19 protein-coding genes and 1 pseudogene are annotated in these 24,656 nt (G+C 56.3%); 16 read left to right on the top strand and 4 right to left on the bottom strand.

Going from position 1 to position 24,656, the window contains the following annotated elements:
• Nucleotides 1-7: 7 nt before the first annotated feature.
• The 4 genes from GQR90_RS11515 to yghX form a co-directional block, all read right to left on the bottom strand.
• Nucleotides 8-1,132, bottom strand: coding sequence for an ABC transporter permease (locus tag GQR90_RS11515; protein WP_199269419.1), 1,125 nt, complete (start codon nt 1,130-1,132; stop codon nt 8-10).
• Nucleotides 1,132-3,867, bottom strand: coding sequence for a ribosome-associated ATPase/putative transporter RbbA (rbbA, locus tag GQR90_RS11510; RefSeq protein ID WP_158774235.1), 2,736 nt, complete (start codon nt 3,865-3,867; stop codon nt 1,132-1,134). Before rbbA ends, GQR90_RS11515 begins: the two co-directional genes overlap by 1 nt.
• Complete coding sequence (locus GQR90_RS11505) at nt 3,864-4,847, bottom strand: HlyD family secretion protein (protein WP_158774234.1); 984 nt, start codon at nt 4,845-4,847, stop codon at nt 3,864-3,866. The genes rbbA and GQR90_RS11505 overlap by 4 nt, the downstream gene beginning before the upstream one ends.
• An 868-nt stretch (nt 4,848-5,715) precedes the next feature.
• Nucleotides 5,716-6,603, bottom strand: a complete 888-nt coding sequence (gene yghX / locus GQR90_RS11500; protein ID WP_158774233.1) for a YghX family hydrolase — start codon at nt 6,601-6,603, stop codon at nt 5,716-5,718.
• A gap of 220 nt (nt 6,604-6,823) precedes the next feature.
• Between yghX and GQR90_RS11495 the strand changes: the two genes are divergently transcribed.
• The 16 genes and pseudogenes from GQR90_RS11495 to GQR90_RS11425 all read left to right on the top strand — a co-directional run bounded on the left by GQR90_RS11495 (nt 6,824) and on the right by GQR90_RS11425 (nt 24,567).
• Entirely contained in the window at nt 6,824-8,011 is a 1,188-nt protein-coding gene (locus tag GQR90_RS11495; protein WP_233266255.1) for a FecCD family ABC transporter permease, read from the top strand.
• Nucleotides 8,008-8,832: an ABC transporter ATP-binding protein gene (locus GQR90_RS11490; RefSeq protein ID WP_158774232.1), complete on the top strand. Its 825-nt coding sequence runs from the start codon at nt 8,008-8,010 to the stop codon at nt 8,830-8,832. The genes GQR90_RS11495 and GQR90_RS11490 overlap by 4 nt, the downstream gene beginning before the upstream one ends.
• A gap of 20 nt (nt 8,833-8,852) precedes the next feature.
• Nucleotides 8,853-9,980, top strand: coding sequence for an ABC transporter substrate-binding protein (locus GQR90_RS11485; RefSeq protein WP_158774231.1), 1,128 nt, complete (start codon nt 8,853-8,855; stop codon nt 9,978-9,980).
• Between the two features lie 385 nt (nt 9,981-10,365).
• Nucleotides 10,366-10,521 (top strand): annotated as a pseudogene (locus tag GQR90_RS17825) (LacI family DNA-binding transcriptional regulator); the annotation flags it as partial.
• Between the two features lie 51 nt (nt 10,522-10,572).
• On the top strand, nt 10,573-11,403 hold the full coding sequence (locus GQR90_RS11480; protein ID WP_233266253.1) for a substrate-binding domain-containing protein: 831 nt from the start codon (nt 10,573-10,575) through the stop codon (nt 11,401-11,403).
• 548 nt (nt 11,404-11,951) lie between these two features.
• Entirely contained in the window at nt 11,952-14,375 is a 2,424-nt protein-coding gene (locus tag GQR90_RS11475; protein WP_158774229.1) for a GcvT family protein, read from the top strand.
• Between the two features lie 309 nt (nt 14,376-14,684).
• Nucleotides 14,685-15,437: an electron transfer flavoprotein subunit beta/FixA family protein gene (locus GQR90_RS11470; protein ID WP_158774228.1), complete on the top strand. Its 753-nt coding sequence runs from the start codon at nt 14,685-14,687 to the stop codon at nt 15,435-15,437.
• 10 nt (nt 15,438-15,447) lie between these two features.
• A complete protein-coding gene (locus GQR90_RS11465; protein ID WP_158774227.1) occupies nt 15,448-16,377 on the top strand; it encodes an electron transfer flavoprotein subunit alpha/FixB family protein in 930 nt (309 codons plus the stop codon).
• 32 nt (nt 16,378-16,409) lie between these two features.
• Complete coding sequence (purU, locus tag GQR90_RS11460) at nt 16,410-17,270, top strand: formyltetrahydrofolate deformylase (RefSeq protein WP_158774226.1); 861 nt, start codon at nt 16,410-16,412, stop codon at nt 17,268-17,270.
• Nucleotides 17,271-17,287: 17 nt separating this feature from the next.
• Nucleotides 17,288-18,196 carry a bifunctional methylenetetrahydrofolate dehydrogenase/methenyltetrahydrofolate cyclohydrolase FolD gene (gene folD / locus GQR90_RS11455; protein ID WP_158774225.1) on the top strand — a complete coding sequence of 303 codons (909 nt, stop codon included), beginning with the start codon at nt 17,288-17,290 and terminating at the stop codon, nt 18,194-18,196.
• 37 nt (nt 18,197-18,233) lie between these two features.
• Nucleotides 18,234-19,892 (top strand): electron transfer flavoprotein-ubiquinone oxidoreductase, encoded by a 1,659-nt coding sequence (locus tag GQR90_RS11450; protein WP_158774224.1) that lies wholly within the window; start codon nt 18,234-18,236, stop codon nt 19,890-19,892.
• 39 nt (nt 19,893-19,931) lie between these two features.
• Complete coding sequence (locus tag GQR90_RS11445) at nt 19,932-20,885, top strand: ABC transporter substrate-binding protein (RefSeq protein ID WP_158774223.1); 954 nt, start codon at nt 19,932-19,934, stop codon at nt 20,883-20,885.
• Nucleotides 20,886-21,013: 128 nt separating this feature from the next.
• The gene (locus GQR90_RS11440) at nt 21,014-22,072 is read left to right on the top strand and encodes a quaternary amine ABC transporter ATP-binding protein (RefSeq protein WP_158774222.1); all 1,059 of its coding nucleotides are present in this window, start codon (nt 21,014-21,016) and stop codon (nt 22,070-22,072) included.
• On the top strand, nt 22,062-23,579 hold the full coding sequence (locus GQR90_RS11435) for an ABC transporter permease (protein ID WP_158774221.1): 1,518 nt from the start codon (nt 22,062-22,064) through the stop codon (nt 23,577-23,579). The genes GQR90_RS11440 and GQR90_RS11435 overlap by 11 nt, the downstream gene beginning before the upstream one ends.
• Nucleotides 23,580-23,831: 252 nt before the next feature.
• Nucleotides 23,832-24,185 (top strand): Lin0512 family protein, encoded by a 354-nt coding sequence (locus tag GQR90_RS11430; RefSeq protein WP_158774220.1) that lies wholly within the window; start codon nt 23,832-23,834, stop codon nt 24,183-24,185.
• Nucleotides 24,178-24,567, top strand: coding sequence for a Lin0512 family protein (locus tag GQR90_RS11425; protein WP_158774219.1), 390 nt, complete (start codon nt 24,178-24,180; stop codon nt 24,565-24,567). The genes GQR90_RS11430 and GQR90_RS11425 overlap by 8 nt, the downstream gene beginning before the upstream one ends.
• The last annotated feature ends 89 nt before the right edge of the window (nt 24,568-24,656 follow it).

Here is a 24,656-nt window from a genome sequence, read left to right as displayed (position 1 = left end):
TCGGTCGCTATCTCACGGCGGCCAGGGTCGCTCTGAATCTCACTAGCGCAAAGGTCAGGAAGGCCATGCCGATTACCGCCGTTGCCAGCAATTGCGGCCACACGATGTCGAGACCCGCGCCACGGTACAGGACTGCCTGGGCGAACGTGATGAAGTGCGTCGAAGGTAGTACCTGCACCATGGTCTGAAGTGCTGGCGGCATGCTCTCAAGCGGTGTGATGCCACCGGAGAGCAGATTCATCACGACGAAGACGGGAATCGACAACAGGCCGAATTGAGGCATTGTGGTTGCCACGGTCGCGAGAGTGATCCCCATGGCGGTCACGGCGAAAAGATAGACCGCAGCCCCCAGTGAAAAGAGCACGAGCGAACCGAGAATGGGGATGCCCAGCAAGCCTTGCACCACGATCTGCAGCGAAAGGATCGCCGCGACCACGATCACCAGTCCGTTGGCCCAGATCTTGGCAAGCATGATTTCGCTGACGGTCACCGGCATGACCAGCAGGTGTTCGAGGGTGCCATGCTCACGCTCGCGGATGACCGCGGCCCCGCCCAGCACGATCGCCAGGATGGTCAGGTTGTTGATGATCTGCATCACCGCCATGAACCAGGTCGAGTCAAGATTCGGGTTGTATTTCGCGCGAATACGCAGATCGACGGCTAGTGCCGTGTCCCCTCCGTCGCGACTGACGAACTTCAACAGCTCGGTGTCGAGGATGCTGGTGATGTAGTTGGCACCATTGCCGGCGATCGCCATCGCCGTGGCATCAACATTGAGCTGGATCACGGGATATCGACCCGCCAGTACGTCTGCCTCGAAACTTGGAGGAATATCCAGCACAAAGGTATAGCGCCCGGTATCCATGCCCGGATCGACGGCGGATGGCGCGATGACGGCCGGTGGTTTGAAATAGGGCGGCAGAAACGCGCCAGTGAGAGTGGAGGAGAGCACTGAGCGATCTTCATCCACGATGGCGATCGATGCATTGTTGAGCTCGGTCTTCACGCCATTGGCGACGGTATAGATCGCAACGGTGAACGTGTAGAGAATCAGCCCCATCAGCACGGGGTCACGCAATAGACTGAACAGTTCCTTGATGCCCAGGCGATAGATATTCGTGATCCAGCGCATCATGCCTCCTGCTTTTTCAGCAATGCGGTGGCCGCCATCCAGAAGAGCAAGCAGAATCCGCCGAGCGCCAGGTGATCGGGGTACAGCACTCGCAAGTCGAGTCCCTTGTTGAAGACACCTGCGCTGATCTGCTGAAAATAGAGTGCTGGAAAAGCCCTACCGATGAACGCCGCCCCTCCCTCAAGGGTCGAGACGGGATACATCATCCCCGAGAAATTGACGGTGGGGATCATGACGATGATGGCGGTGGCGAAGATCGCGGCGATCTGTGAGCCCACGAAGCTCGAGACCACCAGGCCGAAGGCGGTGGCTGCCGTGGTAAACAGCAGCGCGCCGCTGACAAGCGCAAGGAGGCTTCCCGGTATGCCCAAGCCGAACAGTGTCAGCATCAGCACCACGAGACTGACGAAGCTGACCATGGCAATGCCGATATAGGGCAGCTGCTTGCCGAGCAGGAATTCAATCTTGTGTACCGGGGCCGCATAGAGATTGAGGATCGAGCCCATTTCCTTCTCGCGCACGACACTGAGCGCCGTGAGCATGGCCGGAATCATGATCAACAGCATCATCAAGACACCCGGTGGGATTGCATGCCGAGACAGGAAAGCCTGGTTGTAGCGCAGCCGGGGGGCGATGCTAGCCGGATAGACACTCACGGCATTCCCGCCCTCGCGCATGACAAGATCGCTCAGATGAGTGGACAACACCCCTTGCACATATCCTCGACCGGTTTCTGCACGGGTAGTGTTTGAGCCATCCAGCCAGGCGCCGATCTGCGGGGTTCGTCCTGATAGCAGGTCTCGTCCGTAATCGGGCGGCATCACCACGGCAAGCGAGATATCCCCGGACTTCATGCGTCGATCAAGTTCGGTGAAGTCGGCAAGCGGAGATCGCTCATCGAAATAGCGCGAACTCGCCATTGCATCGAGAAACATTCGGCTTTCACGTGATTGGTCCTGGTCGAGGGCTGCGTAGGACAGATTCTCGACGTCGAAGGTAATGCCGTAGCCCATCGCGACCATCAATATGAGAGGGCCGAACAACGCAAATACCAGACGAATGGGGTCGCGCAGGATCTCCATCGCCTCGCGTCTGGCGAAGGCCCATGTCCGAGCGAGTGAGAACCAGCCCATGCGGTGCTCTGCTTGCCCCCCCGCCGCTGCAAACTCCAGTGAGACGGGGGCAGCAGTGTCTTCTGCTCCGGCTTCCCGCAAGTAGGTAATGAAGGCGTCATCGAGAGTTGCCGCGTCACGTTGACGACGCAGATCATCGGGTACGCCCTGGGCCAACACCTTGCCCGCGTGCATCAACGAGATGCGGTCACAGCGCTCGGCTTCGTTCATGAAGTGGGTGGAGATGAAGATCGTCACCCCGTCCTTGCGTGACAGCTCGATCAGCAGCGCCCAGAAAGCGTCGCGAGCGATGGGGTCGACCCCGGAGGTTGGCTCGTCGAGGATCAATAGCTCAGGAGCGTGCAGTACCGCCACGGCAAGCTGGAGGCGCTGGCGAACACCGAGTGGCAGGTTGTCGGGCGTCGACTCCGACACCGCAGCAAGATCAAAGCGTTCTATCAGCTCTGCTACCCGAGGCTCCCGCTGCGCCTTGGGCAGGTGAAAGAGGTCGGCATGCAGTACCAGGTTACGGCGCACCGACAGCTCTGAATAAAGCGAAAAGGATTGCGACATGTAGCCCACGCGGCGGCGGATGGCCATGGAATCGGTGCCGAGAGGCTTGCCCATCAACTGGGCAGTGCCGTCGCTGGCGGTCAAGAGTCCGGTGAGTATCTTCATGGTGGTGGTCTTGCCGCAGCCATTCGAGCCGAGAAAGCCGAATATCTCACCGGCCTCAATGCGAAAGCTGACGTGATCGACGGCGGTGAAGTTGCCGAATCGCATGGTCAGTCCTTCAGCCTCGATGGCGGGAGGGCCTTCTTGAACCATGCGCGGTGGCAGTGTGATGGTCTGATGACCCTGCCGATCCTCTTGCGGCAACAGCGCAATGAAGGCGGCTTCCAATGTTTCAGTCGCGGTTTGGGACTTCAATGCCTCCGGCGTCCCTTCCGCCAGGATAGCGCCGGCATTCATGGCGATCAGCTGATCGAAACGCTCAGCCTCTGACATGTACGCCGTGGCGGTGATCACGCTCATCGTGGGGCGGTGTTGACGGATGCGCTCGATCAATTGCCAGAACTGCTGCCGTGACAGTGGATCGACACCCGTAGTCGGTTCGTCGAGGATGAGTAGATCCGGGTCGTGGATCAGCGCGCAGCACAACGCGAGTTTCTGCTTCATGCCGCCGGAGAGCTTGCCCGCGGGGCGGCCAGAGAATGATGCAAGCCCCGTGCTCTTGAGCAGCAGTTCGATGCGCGTTACGCGTTCAGCCCTCGACTGGCCATAGAGGCGACCGAAGAAATCGACATTCTCGTAGACGGATAGTGTCTGATAGAGATTGCGTCCCAGGCCCTGGGGCATATAGGCAATGCGGGCATAGGTTGCCGCGCGATGCCTTGCGTCGCTCATCGCTCCCCCGAGCACGGAAACTTCCCCGGTCTGTATACGCCGCACCCCGGCAATCAACCCCAGTAACGTGGACTTGCCTACGCCATCAGGGCCAATCACGCCGACCATCCGAGCGGCAGGGATTGTCAGCGAGATATTCTCCAGGGCGCTGGTCGACTTGTAGCGATGACTGACACCGTCAAGCGTCGCGACGATGGAGGTGGGGGAGGTCGTCATTCGGGTAATTTCACCTGCAGCGCTTCAGACCATTCGGCGTCTGGGTCCACGCGTACATAGGCCATCCCCGGGACTCCGGTTTTCACGACGTCCTGATAGCGGTGCAGAATCTCCGCAGGAATCTGTAGCTTGACGCGAAACATCAGCTTCTCGCGTTCGCTCTCGGTTTCAACATATTTCGGGGTGAACTGGGCTTCAGAGGCCACGAAATCGACGGTCGCGGGTATCACATACTGCGGAGCAGCATCGAGAATCAGCCGTGCTTCACTGCCATAGCGCAGGCGCCCCGCCTGATCAGTGGGCAGATACACATCCATGTAGACATCTGTCAGGTTCAGCAATGAGACGACCTTGCCTCCCGCCGCCAGAATTTCGCCAGGCTCAGCCAGCCGGTACTGCACGCGTCCAGCGTGGGGTGCGATGAGGGTGTAATCCGTGAGATTGGCATTGAGTGCTGCGACATTCTCCTTGGCGGCTTCGATGGCCGCCTCGGCAGCGGCTATCTGTGCCTGCGCGGTATTGAGTGCCGCCACCGCGGTGGTGCGTTGCGAACGGCGCTGTTCCAGCAATTCTTGCGACGCATAGCCTCGCCCCGCCAAGGTCTGGATACGCGTCAATTCTGAGTCGGACAGCGATAATTCACTCATGCGCTGGATCGCCAGCGCCTTGGCCTGAGTCAGCGACTGCTCAGTCTGTCGGGTGCCTGCCTCAGCGGCGCGTAGCTGTGCCTTCAGCGCGGTGGCATCGATTCGCGCAATCACCTCGCCTGCCGCCACCCATTGGCCCTCTGTGACGACGACCTCCGCGATTCGGCCACTGAACTTGAGTGCTACATCGATGCGTGTTGCTTCAATGCGTCCATTGGCGCGGGCAAACCCTTCGGCGAGATCGTCCTGTAGCTGTTGCCACCAGTAATACCCGCCAGCGCCCGCGGCAGCCGCCAATACAAGAATGATAAGCGCTGTTCGCAGTCGCTTCATGAGGGATTCCCAAGTCGGATATTATGGATCGCGGTCATTTGTGGTATCGCCTGCATGTGAGAGCGGCAGGTAGTGCGTGCGTTCGAGAAGGGTTGCTCGAAGAGGTTCGCAAAGCGGTGTGCTCTTCTTTCATGATGGCCATAAGGAACAGTCATTCGAGATTTGACGTCATATCCGGGTTCGGGAGTGACTAAAAATCAGATCGGGTGAGCACTGATGAGCCAGTTGCTCGCAGGTGGCGCGTGTTTCGAATAAAAAAACGCATGATCTGAGCGATGACGGCCGTTGGTATGCTCAGCAATGCACAGTCGGTCTGTCGCCTGGAGGATGTTTTGCGACTCGTTGGATCATTCAGTGAGAACGGCTCAACGATACTCCATTCATTCAGCGCTTTGTTGGCCATGGCGGCTAAGTGGCTATCATTTTTAACAGTGTCTTGATGTCGGTCAAATAGCTGGCCACTATCTCGCTGATATCCTCGGCATTTTTGTATAAATACTCAATATGATATGCGATATTTTTGTAATATTGCTCATGATATTGTTTGTGACATTAATACATGTTCTCATATTTATTTATTCGTATATATGAGTGTGAATGGTGCATTTTGACTGCTGCGCCTGATATTTCAACAGTCCAGTATTTTACATGATGGAAGATAAGCTATTTATTCATGGGGGGGTAGGTAACGTCGTTTATGCCAATCCGTTGACGACATGCCGTATCGTCGCATTGGTGACGATACGGCATGTTAGGTCATTGATGTTCAGGTTATTGCAGTGTGTTCACAAGTGGCGGTTGGCTTGCGCTTCTGCCCACTGGCACGTCAGTAGTTCAGATATGTAGCTCAGATACGTAGCTCAGCGTTTTAGCTCAGATACTTGGCAAACCATCCCAAGGTTCTGTCCCAGGCCAGCTTGGCGGCTTCCTCGTCATAGCGCGGGGTGGAGTCGTTATGGAAGCCGTGGCTGGTGCCCGGGTAGATATAGGCCTCATAGACCTTGTCGTTTGCTTTCAGGGCGGCTTCGTAAGCCGGCCAGCCGGCATTGACGCGTTCATCATTCTCGGCGTACTGCAGCAGCAGCGGTGCCTTGATGGCGGCGACTTCCTCTACGCGTGGCTGGCGCCCGTAGAAGGGTACGGCGCAGGCGAGCTCCGGGTAAGCCACCGCCGCGGCGTTGGAGACACCTCCGCCATAGCAGAAGCCGGTGATGCCGACCTTGTCGGTGGTGCGCTCGTCAGCCAACAGGAATTCGATACCGGCGAAGAAGTCGTTCATCAGCTTCTCGGGATCAATCGCGGCTTGCAGCTCCTTGCCCTTGGGATCATTGCCCGGGTAGCCGCCGACGGAGCTGAGGCCATCCGGTGCGAGGGCGATATAGCCTGCCTTGGCCACGCGCCGTGCGACGTCTTCGATGTAGGGATTCAGACCACGATTCTCATGAACGACCATCACTGCAGGCAATGGCCCCTCCGTCTTGGCAGGGCGCACCAGATACGCTCGCACCTCACCATGGCCCTGAGGAGAGGGGTAGGTGATGTACTCGGCGATGATGTCGGGGTCAGTGAATTCCACCTGTGACGCCAACGCGTAGTTGGGGCTCAGGCTTGCCAGAATGGAGGTGGCTGTCAGTCCCGCGACGGCAAAGGCCGCTGCACCATCGAGGAACTGCCGACGCGTGATGTTGCCGTGAACATAGCCGTCATACAGCTCCAGCAACTCTGGAGCAAAATCCTTTGCGGTCAGGCGGGTCATGTCAGACTCCTGCTATCAATGGAGTCCTGAACATAGCAATCCCTCATGTCCTGTCCAAGCTTTTGATAGCGGCTGCGCGAGCCGTCAGGTTGACAGTGCGTTGACGTAGCGCTGGATGCTGGCAATGCATTGTGAATGCATTCGTTAATCATTATCATCTTTTGCGTGGTGTCTCTCGGCCTCCTCTTCAATGACAGGCAGGGACCACGAGCCGCGGGAGATGTGTCGAGAATCTCCGACGCATCGTTTCCCGGTCTCTGGCGCTACCGAATCGGAATTCCTTCTCATCTTCCTGTGGCAGACCTTGCTGGTGATCGAAAAAAGACTGATGTCCTCCACTTCACGTGCGCAACTCACGTCAACTTCTTCTCTATCTCTCGCTCAGCAATACCGACAATTCGCCTGGCGACGAGTGGTCATCATCACCTTGCTGGGCGCTGCGCTATTGCTGGCGATATTCGCTGACATCATGACGGGGCCTGCCCATCTCCCGCTGAGCGATCTGCTGGCAGAACTCGTGCACCCGGGGGCTCATGGGGCGATCAACGAGGCAATCGTCTGGCAGATTCGTCTGCCCACGGCGATCATGGCCGCGTTGGTAGGGGCGGCGCTTGGGCTTGCCGGCGCCGAGATGCAGACGGTGCTCAACAATGCGTTGGCCAGTCCTTTCACCTTGGGGGTGGGCGCTGCAGCGACGCTCGGGGCGTCACTGGTCATCATTCTCGATGTCACTCTGCCGGGTCTGCCACCCAGCTATACCATTGCCTTGATGGCCTTCGTGTTCGCGGCGCTGTCGATTCTGGCCATCGATGCCGTAGCCTCGCTCTACGGCGCGAGTCGCGAGGTGATCGTGCTGTTCGGAATCGCGCTGGTCTTCGTTCTGAATGCCATCAATGCACTGGTTCAGTTCATTGCCAGTCCTGATGCCCTGCAGCAATTGGTATTCTGGACCATGGGGAGTCTCTCTGGGGCATCATGGGAGCGCGTGGCCATCATCGCCAGCGTGCTGGTCGTCTGTCTGCCGTTTGCCATGCGCCGCGCCTGGGCCATGACGGCGCTGCGGGCAGGCGAAGATCATGCGCGCAGTTTTGGTGTGCCGGTGACGCGTCTTCGGCGCACGGCGCTGTTGCGCGTCAGTCTGTTGGCAGCAGTGGCGGTGGCCTTTGTCGGCACGATTGGCTTCATCGGCCTGGTCGGCCCCCATATGGCGCGTCTGGCGCTGGGCGAAGACCACCGATTCTATCTGCCCGGCAGTGCGCTGGCAGGGGCGCTTGTGCTGTCCCTGGCCGCCACGGCCAGTGAGTCGCTGATACCAGGGTTGGTGCTACCCGTGGGGATCGTCACCTCGTTGATTGGCATTCCGTGTTTTCTGGCTCTGCTGCTCGGTCAGCGCAGGGGGCAGGGATGAGTCATTTACCAGTGGAACTTCGTATCTCGGGTCTCACGACCGGTTATCAGCGTCGTCTCATCTTCGATGGACTGGATCTTCCACCGATGCCGTCAGGCTCTCTGGTTGGGGTGCTTGGCCCCAATGCTGTCGGCAAATCGACTTTCCTGAAGGCGGTTGCCGGTCTGCGGCCTGCCAAGGGACAGATTCATCTCGGTGAGCTTGAGCTTTCGGCGCTGCGGGGTGCCACGCGGATGCGCCATGTCGGTTATCTGCCGCAGAGCCTGCCACAGCCTACCAGTCTGGTGGCCTACGAAGCCGTGGCCAGTGCCTGTCGCGCGGCGCGGGCGGAGCTGAGTCGTGCCGATACTGATGCACTGGTCGAGCAGGTCTTCGAGCGTCTCTCGCTGCATGCCTTGGCGTTTCGCCGCATGGATACCTTGTCAGGTGGGCAGCGCCAGATGGTCGGCCTTGCCCAGGCATTGGTTCGTCAACCTCAGCTGTTGTTGCTCGATGAGCCGACCAGCGCCCTTGATCTACGTTGGCAGTTGGCCTTGATCGAGGGAGTGCGCGGTATCGTGCGCGAACAGGAGGCGATCTGCCTGATCGCCTTGCATGACATCAATCTCGCGCTGAGATTTTGTGACCAGATCATTCTCTTCGCGCCTACGGGACTCCTGGCCACAGGTGATCCACGACAGGTGATCACGGCAGATCATCTGCGCGAAGCCTATGGGATCGAGGCACGTATCGAGACCTGCTCGCAGGGGTATCCCGTAGTGATGAGCGACCGCGTGGCGGACGATGTGTCGGGTGCGACACTGGGTGAGGTATCACGATGAGGCTTTTTCCAGGTCGCGTCATGGCGCGAACCTTGATGACGCTCGGCTGTCTGTGGCTAGGTATATCAGGTGCGATGGCACATGCCGACGATGCTGATGACTTTCCCAGGCAGGTTACCGATCTTGCCGGGCGTGACGTGACCTTGATGTCACCGCCTCAGCGCATCTTTCTCGCGCAACCACGCCAGCTCTATGCACTGCTGACACTGATGCAGGCACCGCTGGAGCGCGTCGTTGGCTGGGCGTATCCGCTGGCAGTCTTTGATCCCGCCATGGCGCAGCGGCTGGAAACGCGCTGGCCGAGCCTGGCGACGCTGCCGGCGCTGAGCCGGGCCTCGACGCCGGGGCTGGATAGCGAAGGCCTGTTGGCACTGCGTCCTGACCTGGTGCTGTTCGATCTCTCGCAGCGTTCGCGGATTGAAGGTTCGCCGCTGGCGCACCTGTTGAGCGAGGTAGGAACACCCTATCTGTATGTGAAGTTCAATCGACACCCGCTGGAAGATGGCCCGGCCAGCATGCAGCTGTTGGGTGCCGTGCTGGGGGAGGAGGCGAGGGCCAAGGCCGTTGACGACATGATAGAACGCCATCTGGCGCAGATTGATCAGCGTCTGCGCAACATTACCGAACGCCCACGTGTGCTGATCAATATCGCACCTGGCGTCAAGGTGGACTGCTGTCGCACCAACTTGCACAACGGCGTATCGGACATGGTGACGCGTGCCGGGGCACGCAATCTGGCCGCTGACCTGGCACCGGTCAGCGGGGCGACGCTCAGCAAGGAATGGGTATTGGCTCATCCCCCTGAAGTGATACTCAATACTGGCGGTCAATGGAGCAAGGGCGACGGGATTCGCGCGGGAATCGGCGTGTCGCAGCAGGACATCGAAGCGGATCTTCAGCATCTGGTAGCATCGCTACCCGGCTGGCCGGCACTGGAAGCCGTGCAGCAAGGGCAGGTACTGGCACTTTGGCATGGCTTCCATCAGGGGCCTTTTGCGATCGTCGCTCTCGAACAGATCGCGCGTTGGTTGCACCCAGAGGCCTTTGCTGATCTCGAACCGATGGCGACTTTTGCCTATCTGATGCAAGACAGCGAACTGAGCACTCAGGACGGCCATTTCTGGGCACGATTGCCGTTGGTTCACTGACAACGTCGCGCTGGCTTCTCATCAGACCGTGGGGCGGCACGGCGGGGGCATCAACTTCCCTCTCTGATGCATTGGCGACCTCAAGGCCCACGGATAGCGGAGATGAGGAGATAGTCTTCACGTCAGGGGCTTGAGTGATGGAGCTGACTCGATGGACTGAACGGAAAGCGGCGAGCCATGCGTTGAACATAGAAGGCGGCGTCCCCATGAAGAGTCGTAATACACTACGCCAGTTTTTTCGCATTTGTTGAAGTTCTAAATTGAATGACGACGAGATTCTTGCTCAGCGTCCTGCAGGGAGTTCAGATCGGGCGGGTAACACGATATTCAGGGCGTATTGATATTGTTCATATTTATTCTGGTAATTTTACAATAAGGCGTCAGAGTGAAGAAGATTAATACTGGGCTGAATAGTGTCACGCTGGAAGATGTTGCCAAACATGCGGGAGTCTCTCCTGCGACGGTATCGCGGTATCTCAACAATCCCAAGATTGTGAGTGATCGTACCAAGTTGAAAATAGACAGCTCAATAAAATCATTGAGTTATGTTCCGCACGCGGCCGCACGTGCCTTGGCGTCAAATAAGTCTCGTATGATCGGTGCGATTGTTCCCTCACTGGACAATACGCTCTTTGGGCACTCTCTTGAGGAGTTTCATCGCTATATTTCCAGTGCGGGATATACCATGGTGGTGGCGTCTTCCAACTATGATGTGGAAGAGGAGCGAGAGCAGATTGCCCAGATGGTGGCCCACGGTGTCGACGCCTTGCTATTGGTAGGACTGTGTCGTGATGAAGGCATCTATGATGTGCTCAATGCGAAGGGCATTCCCTATATCATCAACTGGTCCATTGATACGACGCTGAAGCATCCCTGCATCGGCTTCGATAATCATGATGCTGCCAGCATGGTGACGCATTACCTGCTGGATCTGGGCCATCGCGACTTCGCGATGATTTCAGGGATGCTGGAAGGCAATGACCGTGCGCAGCATCGTCTGCAGGGCGTGCGCGATGCCCTGGCAACGCGCGGCCTGATTCTGCCGGAGACGTCTGTCATGCAGAGTCCCTTTGGGGTCGAACAAGGTCAGAAGGTCTTCAGGACACTGATGTCGCAGGATAATCGACCTACCGCGATCATCTGCGGCTCCGATCCGTTTGCCTATGGCGCCATATTCGAGAGCAAGATCATGGGCATCGATGTACCGGGTGACGTATCCATCACCGGCTTCGATGACACCTGGCTGGCGGCCCACCTGTCACCGCCGCTGACGACATTGAGAACGCCTCAGCGCCGCATGGGGGTTCTGGCGGCTGAGTATCTGATCGCCAGATTGAAAGAGTCAGACCTTTATGTACCTGACGTACTGGATGTCGAGTTGATCGTGCGCGCCTCCTGCGCCCCACCGCGCCAGTCCCCGTGAAAGGTGACGGGCAGTACATTGCTTCTCACGCAGTGCGTGCCTATCTACTCCCTTCCTCAGCTCTCTCCTGTACCTGGCTCTCCAACTGAGCCAAGTACCCTCAATGCTGTCTCATGCCGCTGAGTCTTCGCTGTGATTCATGAGGCATTGCTTCAGCATGATGTCTGATCAAGCGTATTTTTCTGATGTTTTCTATCGTGACGTGACGAGATGTATGGTTGAGAAAGGCCTCATGACTTCACTGGTTTAGTGTCATGACCCAGTTTCAAACGCTTTATTGAATGGGTTATGTAGATTTTTTCGCTAATTAACCAGCTTTGGTTTAAATCGCGTTGGTCTTTGCGGCGTCAGAAAGAGTACGGCTGCTTACAAAAATAGGTAGGGAACGCCTTGCAAGGCCAAAACCTTGCTGCTAAAAATGAAAGCGCTTTCATTCATTGGGTCGTACGGTTCAGAGACACCGCCGAAGACAAGAACAATGCTGAAATAACACCGTTCGTACCGATAATGTTTATCGTTTACCAATAAGAACAAGTTGAGGAATACCAATGAAAACACATGCAAAAGTGGTTGTTATTGGCGGTGGGATTGCAGGTTGCAGCACGCTGTATCACCTTACCAAGGAAGGTTGGACAGACGTGGTATTGGTGGAGCGTAATGAACTGACATCAGGGACGACCTGGCATTCTGCTGCACAGGTAACAAACTTTGGCGCAGTACAGACAATGGTGGGTCTGAAAAGCCACAGTATTAAGTTATATAAAGAATTGTCCGAAGATCCCGAACACCCCATCAATTACCATCACGCAACGGGGGGGATCCGTCTGGCATCTACCCAGGAGCATATGGATGGCTACAAGCACTTCATTTCCCTGGCGAAAGGGATGGGCGTTGATTTTGAACTGATCGATGCCGAGGAATGTGCGAAGCGTCATCCACTGCTGGAAGCCGATGAAGAACTTCTTGGTGGTCTGTGGGATCCACTCGATGGTGACATTGATCCGGCTCAGTTGACTCAGGCGCTGGCGCGCGGTGCTCGTAAAGCCGGGGCAGAGATATATCGTCACAACCCGGTGGAGGGGGTTTATCAAAAGCCCGATGGCGAGTGGGTCGTTCAGACGAAAAATGGTGATATCACCTGCGAAATCATCGTCAATGCCTGCGGTTATCGCGTCAATGAAGTGGGTGACATGCTGGGTGTCGAGTATCCCGTCATCTCGATGGAACACATGTACTTCCTGACGGAGCCTCTGCCTGAACTGGAAGCCCGTGAAACGCGCGTTCCGCTGCTGCGTGACCCACGCGATGACTTCTACAGCCGTCAGGAAAAGAAAGGCTTGCTGGTGGGCATCTACGAGCAACGCTGCAAGACCTGGGGCATGGATGGCATCGACCCCAACTTCGTCAATGCACTATGCCCGGATGATCTGGATCGCTGCCTGGACAACATGGAGCGTGTCTTCAAGCGCATGCCATGCCTGGAGCGCACCGGGATTCACAGCATCATCAATGGCCCCATCACCTATTCTGCTGATGGCAACCCGCTGGTCGGCAAGACCCCGGGCCTGACCAATGTCTATTCCATCATCGGCTTGCGTGCCGGGCTCGGGGAAGGTGGTGGCCATGGCAAGATTCTTGCCGAACTCATCGTGCATGGTGAGTCCGAGTGGGATACCTGGTGCCTGGATCCCGCGCGTTTCACTGGACATGCCAACACTGAGTTCACTGCCTTGAAGGCAGTGGAAGACTATCAGAATGAATTCCGCTTCCACATGCCGCATGAGCATCGTGATGCCGGCCGCTTGGCGAAGACGACGCCGCTATACCCTGTGCTTAAAGAAAAAGGCGCTGAGTTCGGCACCGTCAATGGTTGGGAGCGGGCGTTGTTCTACAAGCCGACCCCTGACTTCGAGTTCAAGCACAGCTTCCGCTTCACCGACGTCGACAAGGTCATTGCGGAAGAGGTCAAGGCGGTACACGAAAATGTCGGTCTGATGGAAGTCAGCGGCTTCAACCGCTATGAGATCAAGGGACCCAAGGCCGCAGAATGGCTGGATGGCCTGATGTGCGGCAACGTGCCCAAGAAGGTCGGGCGTGTGGGTCTGTGCTACTTCCTGACTGACAAGGGCAACGTGGCTGGTGAAGCGACGCTGGCCAAGCTGGCTGATGACCGCTTCTGGTACGGCTCTGCCGCTGCCGCTGAATATCACGACATGGAATGGCTGAAGTCACATCTGCCTGACACCGGTGTCGAGCTTGTTCCCATGACGAACTCACATACGATCCTGGTGATCACTGGGCCCAAGTCCCGTGATCTGCTGGCGTCTCTCTCCCCGCGCACGGATTGGAGCAACGCAGCATTCCCCTGGCTCACCGCCAAGAAAGTCTACATCGGCCATGCGCAAGCCATGGCACTGCGAGTGAGCTTCAGCGGCGAGCTGGGTTGGGAGCTGCACGTCCCCAATGAGCAACTCTATCTGGCGTACAAGCTCATCGATGAAGCGGGCCCGGCATTCAATCTGAAACCCTTTGGTTCATTGGCAACAGAGTCCATGCGCCTCGAGAAGAGCTACCGTCACTGGAAGGCAGATCTGATCACCGAATTCGATCCTTTCGAAAGTGACCTGGGGCGTTTCGTGAAGATGGACAAGCCGAACTTCCCGGGCAAGGAAGCGCTCATGGCCAAGGAAGGCAAGCCATATCGCAGGAAGTTCGTGACGATGGTCGTTGACTGCCAGCATGCTGCCGCCCACCCAGGTGACTCGATCTACGCCGATGGGAAGGTGGTCGGTACCGTCACGTCTGCTGGTTATGGCTACCGGGTCGACAAGAACATCGTCATGGGCTTTGTCAATCCCGCCCATGCTGAGGAAGGGGCCAACCTCACCGTCGATATCATTGGTGAGCAGCATGCGGCCTGCGTTGTCTCGGGACCATTGCTGGATCCGGAAAATGCGCTGATCAAGTCATGATCTTTCTATCAATACGATAGGTAAAGATGTCGTATAAATGAGAGTGTCTCCCCTCGATATATATTGTTGATAGCAGATGTCGCTATCCCGAGGGGAGGCAGTTTCTCTCATGATCATGTCTTGCCAATTGACTGATGAATCATTGGTGATGAAGTCGATTCAGTAAGTCATCCAGGTTCCTGAATTACTATCAGTGATGGCTGAACTCGTGAGAGGGCTGGCCGGGTGATGTGAAATTTACTGAAGATTTTCACTGGCATATTTCATTGCGATATTAAAACAATTCTATGTAATCGTGGAGAAATCCCCATGAAGATAATGGTAGGTGTCAAGCGCGTTATTGATCATAACGTGCAGGTCAGAGTCAAGGCAGATGGATCCGGTGTCGATCTTGAAAATATCAAGATGGCTATCAATCCCTTTGATGAAATTGCAGTAGAGCAAGCGATAACCCTGAAGGAGTCCGGGGTTGCCGATGAAGTCATCGTGGTCTCTATCGGCCCCGACAAATCTCAGGAAACCCTGCGTCAGGCATTGGCCGTCGGCGCCGACAGAGCCATCCATGTACCCTTCGAGGGAAGTACGGAGTCTCTGTCAGTCGCCAAGGTCTTCAAGGCGTTGGTGGAAAGAGAAGGCGTCCAGTTGGTGATGCTTGGCAAACAAGCCATTGATGATGACTGCAATCAGACTGGTCAGATGCTGGCAGCCATGCTGGATTGGCCACAAGGCACCTTTGTTTCCGGAATGACGGTGAATGAGGGAGCGCTTGAAGTCGTACGGGAAGTGGATAATGGCCTGGAAACTCTGGCACTGGCATTGCCTGCTGTCGTCAGCGTCGATCTTCGCCTCAATGAACCACGTTATGCCTCACTGCCTGCCATCATGAAAGCCAAGAAAAAACCTCTCGAAAAGATAACGGCCGATGAATTGGGAGTGGATCTGACTCCGCGTCTTGAGCTGTTGTCGATGAGTGAAACCCCCGTGCGTGAATCGGGTGGTGTCCTGGTCAACTCGGCAGCTGAGCTCGTGGAAAAATTGAAAACCGAAGCGAACGTCATTTAAGGAGTCAGTCATGTCCATTCTTGTAATCGTGGATCACGATAATAACGATATTGCCTCCGCCACTTTCAATACCCTGGGTGCCGCACGGCAGATCGGAGATGAAATTGACCTGCTGGTGATGGGGAGTGCCTGTGAATCAGTGACTCAGCATGCGGCCAGGATCACGGGTATTCGTCGTGTGATGACGGTCGATTCCGAGCAGTTCGCATTGCCAGTGGCAGAAGATATGGCCCCTCTCGTCAGGGATTGCGCCGAAGGCTATACCCACCTTCTCGCACCTGCCAACAGCTTCGGCAAGAATCTCATGCCGCGTGTTGCTGCCTTGCTGGATGTCGCTCAGCTGTCCGATATCAGCGCGATCATGGATGCCAATACCTTCGAGCGTCCTATCTATGCAGGTAACGTGATGGCGACCTATCGGAGTCATGAAGCCACCAAGGTCATCACCGTGCGCAGCACGAAGTTCGAGCCATTCATGGCTACGCAAGGAAATGCGGAGTGCGTGACTCTGCCGGCGACGTCGCGCCAGGAGCGCGCCTCGGTACTGGGACGTTCTGCGCCTCAGACTGAGGGGCCGGAACTCGCGACTGCGCGAGTCGTCATCTCCGGTGGGCGGGGTATGGGCAATGGGGAGAACTTCGTTCTTCTCGATAATGTGGCACACAAGATGGGAGCTGCCGTCGGCGCTTCTCGCGCAGCCGTCGATGCAGGTTTCGTCCCCAATGATTTCCAGGTGGGTCAGACAGGCAAGGTAGTCGCGCCAGAACTTTATATCGCCGTGGGCATTTCTGGTGCGATTCAGCACCTGGCGGGCATGAAGGACGCGAAGGTGATCGTGGCCATCAACAAGGACCCTGATGCGCCGATTTTCCAGGTGGCCGATTTTGGCATCGTGGGTGATCTGTTCGATGTCATGCCGCAGTTCGACACCGCTCTCTAAGAGCCTGATGCAGGAGTCTAAATACAATAATCATGAAAAATAAAACGACTTATATTCTCAAGGTATCTTGCCCCGGGCGTGTCGGTATCGTGGCAGCGCTGGGTAACTTCATGGCGGATCGTGGCTGTTTCATCAAGGAACTGCATCAGTACGATGACCAGGAAACGGGACGTTTCTTCTCCACCATCGAGTTTGTCTTTGAAAGCGAGCGAACGTTCACTGTCGATCAGATGAAAGCGGCCTTTGAAGTGACCGCCATGCGTTTCGAGATGGACTGGGAAATCCACGACACTGCAGAGCGTGCGAAAGTACTGATCATGGTCTCAAAGTATGACCATTGCCTGCGGGATCTGTTATATCGCCGCTCCACTGGTGAGCTGATGATCGATATCACCGCCATCGTTTCCAATCACGAAGATCTGCGTGAGCTGGCTGAGCGTGAGGGCATTGACTATATCCATCTGCCCATCACCAAGGAAACCAAGCCTCAGCAGGAGGCTCGTCTCCTTGAAATCATCAAGAGCACGGGGACTGAGCTGGTCGTATTGGCGCGTTACATGCAAGTGCTGTCTGACTCGCTCAGCAAGGAGCTGGTGGGACGTTGCATCAATATTCACCACTCGTTCCTGCCCGGCTTCAAAGGCGCCAGACCCTACTACCAGGCTTATGACCGCGGCGTGAAATTGATCGGCGCAACCGCTCACTATGTCACCGGTGACCTTGATGAAGGGCCGATCATTGAACAGATGGTCGAGCGTGTGGATCACGCACATGATCCCCTGCATCTCACGCAGGTCGGTCGCGATATGGAAGCCACTGCCCTGGCGCGCGCCGTGAAATATCACGTCTCACATCGCGTCTTCCAGAACGGGTTGAGAACGGTCGTCTTCTAGCAGCGTGGAGTAGAGAAATGAATCATCTGAGTTCCTCCTGCGCGAGCGAAGTGACGCGCAACGTCGTGATGGACGGCAAGGCATTCGCACAGAAAATTCGTGCTGAAGTGGCAGAGCAGGTACCTGCGTTCGTGGCTGACGCAGGCCGTCAACCGGGCCTGGCGGTCGTGCTGGTCGGCAGTGACCCAGCAAGTCAGGTCTACGTGCGCACCAAGATGCGTCAGGCGGCGGAAGTCGGCATCAAATCCTTTCAGCACCTGCTCGGGGTCGATACGACCCAGGCCCAACTTCTCTCTCTGATCGAGATCCTGAATCAGGATGACAGCATCGATGGCATCCTCGTTCAGCTGCCCCTGCCGAAACAGATCAACGAGACGGCAGTGATCGAGGCCATAGACCCCGCCAAGGACGTTGATGGTTTTCATCCCATCAATGTCGGCCGTCTGAGTGCAGGTCATCCGGGCATGGTGCCTTGTACACCGCTGGGGTGTCTGTTGTTGCTTCAGGATCGGCTCGGCGACCTGTCCGGCTTGAAGGCCGTCGTCGTTGGCCGCTCCAATATCGTGGGCAAGCCCATCGGTCAATTGCTGCTCAATGCCAATTGCACCGTGACGACCGTTCATTCGCGCAGTCAGCATATCGTGGAAGAATGCCGGCAGGCGGACATTCTGGTCGTCGCTGTCGGCCGTCCCTGCATGATAGGTGATGAACATATCAAGCCCGGGGCCATAGTCCTTGATGTGGGTATCAACCGTATCGCAGACGCTCAAGGCGAAACGCGACTGGTGGGAGATGTCGATTTCGACGCCGCCATCACCACGGCAGGTGGTCTGACTCCCGTGCCCGGTGGTATCGGCCCCATGACGGTGGCCTGTCTGATGCGCAATACCCTGACAGCAGCGCGTCAGCGTTTACTTGCTCATTGATGGCCTACTCACCGATAGCCAGACCAGGAGAGAATCCATGAGTCAGAATGAACGCGAAGCCATGGAGTTTGACGTCGTCATCATAGGGGCAGGCCCTTCTGGCCTATCGGCTGCCTGTCGCTTGATGCAGCAGGCGCAGACGGCAGGTTCGGAATTGACCGTCTGTGTAATCGAAAAGGGCTCCGAGGTTGGTGCCCACATCCTGTCTGGCGCGATTCTGGAAACGCGTGCACTGGATGAGCTATTTCCCGACTGGGCAGAACGTGGCGCCCCCATGGGGACACCCGTGGTCGAGGACAAGGTGCTATTCCTGCCCAATCAGCAACGCGCATTGCAATTTCCCGACTGGATGATTCCCAAGACGCTACATAATCAGGGCAATCACATCATCAGCCTTGGCAATCTCTGTCGCTGGCTGGCTGAGCAGGCGGAGGCATTGGGTGTCGAGATATTTCCCGGATTCGCGGCCAGTGAAGTGCTTTATCACGAGGACGGCTCAGTAAAGGGTGTCGCGACAGGGGACATGGGCGTCGGCCGTGATGGCGAGGCCAATGATAGCTATATGCAAGGTATCGAGCTGCATGCTCGCTACACGCTGTTCGCCGAGGGATGTCGTGGCCATCTTGGCAAGACGCTCTACCAGCGCTTTGATCTCGATCGCGATGCTGATAGCCAACATTATGGCTTGGGTATCAAGGAGTTGTGGGATATAGAGCCTGCCCGTCACCAGCCAGGACTCGTCGTGCACGGTACCGGCTGGCCATTGAGTGACGGGACTTCGGGGGGATTCTTTCTTTATCACGGCGACAACCATCAGGTCGTCGTCGGGCTGATTGTCGATCTGAACTATTCCAATCCTCACGTCAGCCCATTCGATGAGTTCCAGCGACTCAAGCATCACCCGTCACTTTCGCAGTACCTGGAGGGTGGCAAGCGAGTGTCCTATGGTGCTCGTGCCATCAGCAAGGGTGGATTCAATGCCTTGCCCAAGATGACCTTCCCGGGCGGGCTGCTGATCGGCTGCAATGCCGGCACCCTGAATTTCGCCAAGATCAAGGGCACTCATACCGCAATGAAGTCTGGGTTGCTGGCAGCAGACGTCGTCTTTGAGGCACTGCAGCAGGGCGATACTGGTGGTAAGGAGCTGCATGAATATACCGAGCGCTTCAAGTCTTCCTGGCTCCATGAAGAGCTGTATGCCAGCCGCAATTTCGGGCCGGCATTGCACAAGCTGGGCCCTGTCCTTGGAGGGGCTTTCAACTTCATTGATCAGAATATTTTTGGTGGAAAGCTTCCCGTTCGGCTGCGAGACAATACGCCCGATCATGCCCAGATGAAGCGGGCAGCAGAGTGCAAAGCCATTGACTATCCCAAGCCGGATGGTGTGCTCAGCTTTGACAAGACCTCCTCGGTATATCTGTCCAATACCCAGCATGTTGATGACCAGCCGTGTCACCTCAAACTCGAGGACCCTGCGATACCGCTTACTTTCAATCTGCCCGAATATATGGAGCCTGCACAGCGTTATTGTCCCGCCGGCGTCTATGAAATCGTTCAGGAAAGTGCGGGCGAACGTTTTCAGATCAATGCGCAAAACTGTCTGCATTGCAAGACATGCGATATCAAGGATCCTGCCCAGAATATTCGATGGGCAGTGCCGGAAGGGGGCGGAGGCCCCAGTTATCCCAACATGTAAGTCACTAACCCCATGACAAGAATAATATAGGAAGACGTGATGAAACTGATAAATCGTGTAACCACGACATTGATACTCTCCCTTACCAGTAGCATGACCTATGCCGCTGACGTGACCATTGGCGTACCCAACTGGCCGACGGCTGCCGCGACCAGCAACATCTTGAAAGTCGTGATGGAGAATTATCTCGGCCTGGATGTCGCCATGCAGAATGGCACCAATGCCGTCATCTTCGAGGCGATGGACAAGGGCACCATCGATGTTCACCCCGAAGTATGGCTGCCCAATCAGCAGAGTCTTCACGATAAATATGTCAAGGAACGTGGCACGGTCGTCCAGGACATGAATGGTGTTGAAGCCACTCAGGGCGTCTGTGTGACCAAGGCGGTCTCGGAGCAATATGGAATCACTTCCATCTATGATCTGACCGACCCCGACATTGCCAAGTTATTTGATCGTAATGGTGATGGATATGGTGAAATGTGGGCGGGTCCGCCGGCGGCGGCTTCCAGCACGGTGGAACGTATCAAGGCCAAGAGTTATGGCTATGACCAGACGATGAAGCTTTACGAGCTGGACGAAACGCTCTTCGTCGCGGAGCTCTCGGCATCAGATACGGCCAACAAGCCGCTCGTCTTCTTCTGTTACAGCCCTCATCAGATGTTCCAGATGTATGATCTGGTCCATCTGGAAGAACCGCCGCACAACGACAAGACATGGCACATCGTTCAGCCGACAGACGATCCTGACTGGCTTGAAAAGTCCAATGCCGACAGTGCCTGGCCAGAAGCGTCTCTTTATATTCACTATGCCAAGTCGCTGGAGACTCGCGCACCATCTGCCGCGCGCCTCCTGAGTCACGTGAAGCTGAGTCTTGAGCAGATCAATGACATGAGCTATGCCCTGACCGTCGACAAGAAAGATCCCGAGGCTTATGCCGAAGAATGGGTGGCCAATCACGAAGACCTCGTGGAGTCGTGGCTCGCGCAATGAAGTCACTCGAGATAGTCGACTGGTGAATGAGGTTGCTGGCTCGCATCCCCGCGGGAGGGGCCAGCAATCAAGTCGCCAATTGGCACATTAAGGGCCACGGCGCAGCCGTCAGGATAGGGGTATTCAGCATGCAGGAAACGGTTATTCGTTTGGATGGCGTCTGGAAAATCTTTGGTAATAATCCTGCAGAAGTCATGAAGGCGATTACGGAAGACGGCCTTGATAAAGCCAGTGTCAGAGAAAAGTACAACTGTGTTGTCGGGATTTCCGACGTCTCATTCACAGTCGAGCGTGGCGAAATATTTTGTATCATGGGGCTTTCCGGTAGCGGAAAGTCCACCCTGATTCGTCACTTCAATCGACTCATTGAACCTACCTCCGGCACCATTGAGGTGCTTGGCAAGGACATGTCGGCACTGTCTCACGATGAACTGCGAGATATCCGCGCCAAGAATATCGGCATGGTATTCCAGCACATGGCACTGCTCCCGCACCGCAGCGTGCTGGACAATGTTGCCTTCCCTCTTGAAGTGCAGGGGATTCCCAAGTTCAAGCGTTGGGAGATTTCTCAGCACGCACTGTCTCTCGTCAATCTCGAAGGCTATGAAGATTACTTCCCAGCACAGCTTTCTGGCGGCATGCAGCAGCGTGTTGGCCTGGCGAGAGCGCTTGCCAGTGATCCAGAGGTGTTGCTGATGGATGAACCCTTCAGTGCACTTGATCCCTTGATTCGACGAGAGCTTCAGGATCAATTCGTATCACTGACCAAGAGACTGAAGAAGACCACCATCTTCATTACCCATGATCTTGATGAAGCCATACGTATTGGAGACCGCATCGCGATCATGAAAGATGGTCAACTGGTGCAGGTAGGCACACCTGAGCAGATCGTCATGCGTCCAGAAGACGATTATGTGCGCGAATTCGTCAAGGATATCTCGAACCTGAAACTCATCACGGCCAGCTCGATCATGCAGGACATTGATCGCGAAATTCTGCTTGATGAAAGGGCCATGTCGCGTGCTCCTCGCGTCAAGGAAGAGGCTTCACTGGAAGTGTTGATCGATATTGCCACTTCCAGCGATCTGCCAGTGATCGTGATGGATACCAATGGCAAGGATCTCGGAATGGTCACCAAGAACAAGTTGCTGTTGGGGATCAGGGGAGGACAGCAGGATGAAAGATAACGTCAAGCCCACCACGTCGTCAGGCTCAAGCCATTCGGTCCGTCATTTTGCTGACAGGAATGGGCAATATTATGAAAAGCAGTTCACGAAGATTCAGTCACACACGGGGATGTCACCGACGTTCAATGTGCCGGCCGCGTTGTTTGGACCTCTGTGGGCGGCATCGCGCCATCTATGGGGACTTTTCTGGTTGAGTTCCATTGCCTGTCTGCTGGCATTTGTACAGATCGGCAAGGGACTTTGGGGTGAGCTGGGAGCAGACCAGTTGTCGCGGGCTGCTGGCTTGACTGCCAAGTCCCAGGAGATGGCGGTGAAGGCGCAGGCTGCACTTGAGGCCGGCGCTGCCAATGCACCCTCCTTGCAGCGTGCCGCTGATAATCTCCAGCGGGCAGCCGAAAGAATCACGGAAGCGGCCAATGCCACCGCCGCGGGTGCTAACAATCTGATGCTCTGGGGGCTAGTTGCCCTGCTCGCGGTGATGGTTATCCAGGGGCTGATTGCCAACCCGATCTATGAGAAAAAGTACTGTCGCTGGCGCGTCAACAAGCGAGAAAAAAGTGGCTTCAGTTGGCAAAGCCTCTTTTATGGTGTCATTGCACTTGCATTGGTATACCCGGTGACGCTCTACCGTTATACGGTCGAAAAGCCCGTCGAATGGTTATTGCAGTTCCCCAGTAACCAGGGGATCTATACCGCGGCTTCCAACTGGACGGATAGCAGTTTTGATTACCTTGCGCTGCATGGCGGGAGTTTCTTCGACGGTATCGCGAGTGTCATCAGCTTGCTGCTCGATACCCTGGAGATCATTCTCGTTGATACTCCCTGGCCGGTGATCATGATATTGACCCTCGTCATGGCCTGGCGCCTCGCGGGGCCGAGAGTCGCCATCTTCACTGCGGCAGCGCTTGCCTATCTGGCCTTTCTCGGGTTCTGGGAGAAGAGCATGTCGACCATTGCCTTGCTGGGGACCGCTGCCACGATCTGTGTGCTGATCGGTGTGCCGCTGGGGGTCTGGTGTGCGAAGAATCGCTATGTGAATGCCATCACCGAGCCGGTGCTGGACTTCATGCAGACCATGCCCGCCTTCGTCTATCTGATTCCCATCATCGCCTTCTTCGGCACAGGCAAGCCGCCGGGCATTCTGGCTACCATCATCTTCGGGCTACCGCCTGTCGTACGTCTGACGGCCCTGGGCATCAAGCAGGTGCCACCGACCATCGTCGAGGCGGCGCTGGCCTTCGGTTGCACGCGGCGCAAGTTGCTGCTTGATGTCGAGATTCCCTTGGCACTCCCCAACATCATGACAGGGGTCAATCAGACTATTCTGATGTGTCTGTCGATGGTGGTCATTGCGTCGCTCATTGGTGCAGAGGGGCTGGGGTCCGATGTGCTCATGGCGTTGCAATATGCTGCCAAGGGGCAGGGACTGCTGGCCGGCATCGCCATTTTGCTATGTGCGATGGTGATCGACCGTATCGTGCAGGGGCGTTTCAAAAGCGTAGCGTGATTCAGAAAATCGCCGCCTGATGGTTGAGTAAGCATGCCTTCTCCTGACGTTATATATGGAGGAGGCATGACCACTCTATCTTCAGGCGGCTTTTCTTTTGTGGTGGAGACTCATGGATGCGTGGCAAGAGAGTGAGAGCACCGTGTCGCGACTGGCATGATGTATCTTGCTATCAGGCTGCCTGATGTTTGGCTACCTGCTGCAGGGGCACACCGCTTCTTGTTCCACTCATCCTGTTATATGGGAGGTTTCATGGCCAGAACTCGCATGGTGACCCAGTTTGGTATGGGCAGTTCCATTCGAAGCCGCAACTACACAGAAGCCGCTGCCCGCGGCATCCGTGATGCGCTATGGCACAACGTACTGGAAGTGGCGGATGCGTTCGGCTTTCCCAAGGAGGCCATGCTGATCGATGTCGAGATCGGCATTCAGCAGCCTGACAAGGTGGATACCGATGCCTTGCTAAGTATCTTTCCTTATGGACAGCCGAGCATTCGGGTCGTGAAGGGGGGACTGGATGTCGCCAAGCCGGATGGCAGTGGCGTGAGCGTGATCGCCAATGTTGCCATCATCGTTTCCTTTGATATGGAGCCCACACATGCCTGAACAGCGCATCATTCTCGAAATGGGCACCGGCAATGATCTCTATGGTGAGGACTACACCAAGGCAGCTTGCCGTGCGGTGCAGGATGCCCTGCATCATTCGTCCATCGTGCTATTCCAGTCGCTGGGCATTGATCACAAGGAAATGCGTGTCGACGTCACCATCGGCGTGCAGCAGCCGGACGCGGTGGATATCGATGTCGTGACACGTGAGCTGCCACGGGGGCGTGCTGAAGTGACGGTCGTGCATGGTGGGCTCAATGTGCATGATGAGGACAACGAACGTACGCATGTCGTCGCCACGGCTGCCATCGCGGCGATGCTGGATATCGAGCATGACGCCTGGTCGCTATGTGAAGCGCCATGCAACGACCCGCGACCCTAGTACGTACCTGATGCGTCCCTAGCGTTTACGCATGACTCACCGTCCGCCAAGCAACATGCTCGGCGGACGGTGATTCATGTATCAGACGA

The sequence above is a fragment of the Cobetia sp. L2A1 genome (assembly GCF_009796845.1).
Lineage (GTDB): Bacteria > Pseudomonadota > Gammaproteobacteria > Pseudomonadales > Halomonadaceae > Cobetia.
Note: the sequence above shows the minus strand (reverse complement) of the source record. Positions and strands in the feature narration are given on the sequence as shown.

What these genes read in the sequence shown, in the direction of transcription:
- folD (WP_158774225.1), top strand. Translation starts at nt 17,288, where the DNA reads ATGAATCATCTGAGTTCCTCCTGCGCGAGCGAAGTGACGCGCAACGTC.
- purU (WP_158774226.1), top strand. Translation starts at nt 16,410, where the DNA reads ATGAAAAATAAAACGACTTATATTCTCAAGGTATCTTGCCCCGGGCGT.
- GQR90_RS11485 (WP_158774231.1), top strand. Translation starts at nt 8,853, where the DNA reads ATGGCGCGAACCTTGATGACGCTCGGCTGTCTGTGGCTAGGTATATCA.
- GQR90_RS11445 (WP_158774223.1), top strand. Translation starts at nt 19,932, where the DNA reads ATGAAACTGATAAATCGTGTAACCACGACATTGATACTCTCCCTTACC.
- GQR90_RS11435 (WP_158774221.1), top strand. Translation starts at nt 22,062, where the DNA reads ATGAAAGATAACGTCAAGCCCACCACGTCGTCAGGCTCAAGCCATTCG.
- GQR90_RS11430 (WP_158774220.1), top strand. Translation starts at nt 23,832, where the DNA reads ATGGCCAGAACTCGCATGGTGACCCAGTTTGGTATGGGCAGTTCCATT.
- GQR90_RS11440 (WP_158774222.1), top strand. Translation starts at nt 21,014, where the DNA reads ATGCAGGAAACGGTTATTCGTTTGGATGGCGTCTGGAAAATCTTTGGT.
- GQR90_RS11505 (WP_158774234.1), bottom strand. Translation starts at nt 4,847, where the DNA reads ATGAAGCGACTGCGAACAGCGCTTATCATTCTTGTATTGGCGGCTGCC.
- rbbA (WP_158774235.1), bottom strand. Translation starts at nt 3,867, where the DNA reads ATGACGACCTCCCCCACCTCCATCGTCGCGACGCTTGACGGTGTCAGT.
- yghX (WP_158774233.1), bottom strand. Translation starts at nt 6,603, where the DNA reads ATGACCCGCCTGACCGCAAAGGATTTTGCTCCAGAGTTGCTGGAGCTG.
- GQR90_RS11495 (WP_233266255.1), top strand. Translation starts at nt 6,824, where the DNA reads ATGTGTCGAGAATCTCCGACGCATCGTTTCCCGGTCTCTGGCGCTACC.
- GQR90_RS11450 (WP_158774224.1), top strand. Translation starts at nt 18,234, where the DNA reads ATGAGTCAGAATGAACGCGAAGCCATGGAGTTTGACGTCGTCATCATA.
- GQR90_RS11465 (WP_158774227.1), top strand. Translation starts at nt 15,448, where the DNA reads ATGTCCATTCTTGTAATCGTGGATCACGATAATAACGATATTGCCTCC.
- GQR90_RS11480 (WP_233266253.1), top strand. Translation starts at nt 10,573, where the DNA reads ATGATCGGTGCGATTGTTCCCTCACTGGACAATACGCTCTTTGGGCAC.
- GQR90_RS11490 (WP_158774232.1), top strand. Translation starts at nt 8,008, where the DNA reads ATGAGTCATTTACCAGTGGAACTTCGTATCTCGGGTCTCACGACCGGT.
- GQR90_RS11425 (WP_158774219.1), top strand. Translation starts at nt 24,178, where the DNA reads ATGCCTGAACAGCGCATCATTCTCGAAATGGGCACCGGCAATGATCTC.
- GQR90_RS11475 (WP_158774229.1), top strand. Translation starts at nt 11,952, where the DNA reads ATGAAAACACATGCAAAAGTGGTTGTTATTGGCGGTGGGATTGCAGGT.
- GQR90_RS11515 (WP_199269419.1), bottom strand. Translation starts at nt 1,132, where the DNA reads ATGCGCTGGATCACGAATATCTATCGCCTGGGCATCAAGGAACTGTTC.
- GQR90_RS11470 (WP_158774228.1), top strand. Translation starts at nt 14,685, where the DNA reads ATGAAGATAATGGTAGGTGTCAAGCGCGTTATTGATCATAACGTGCAG.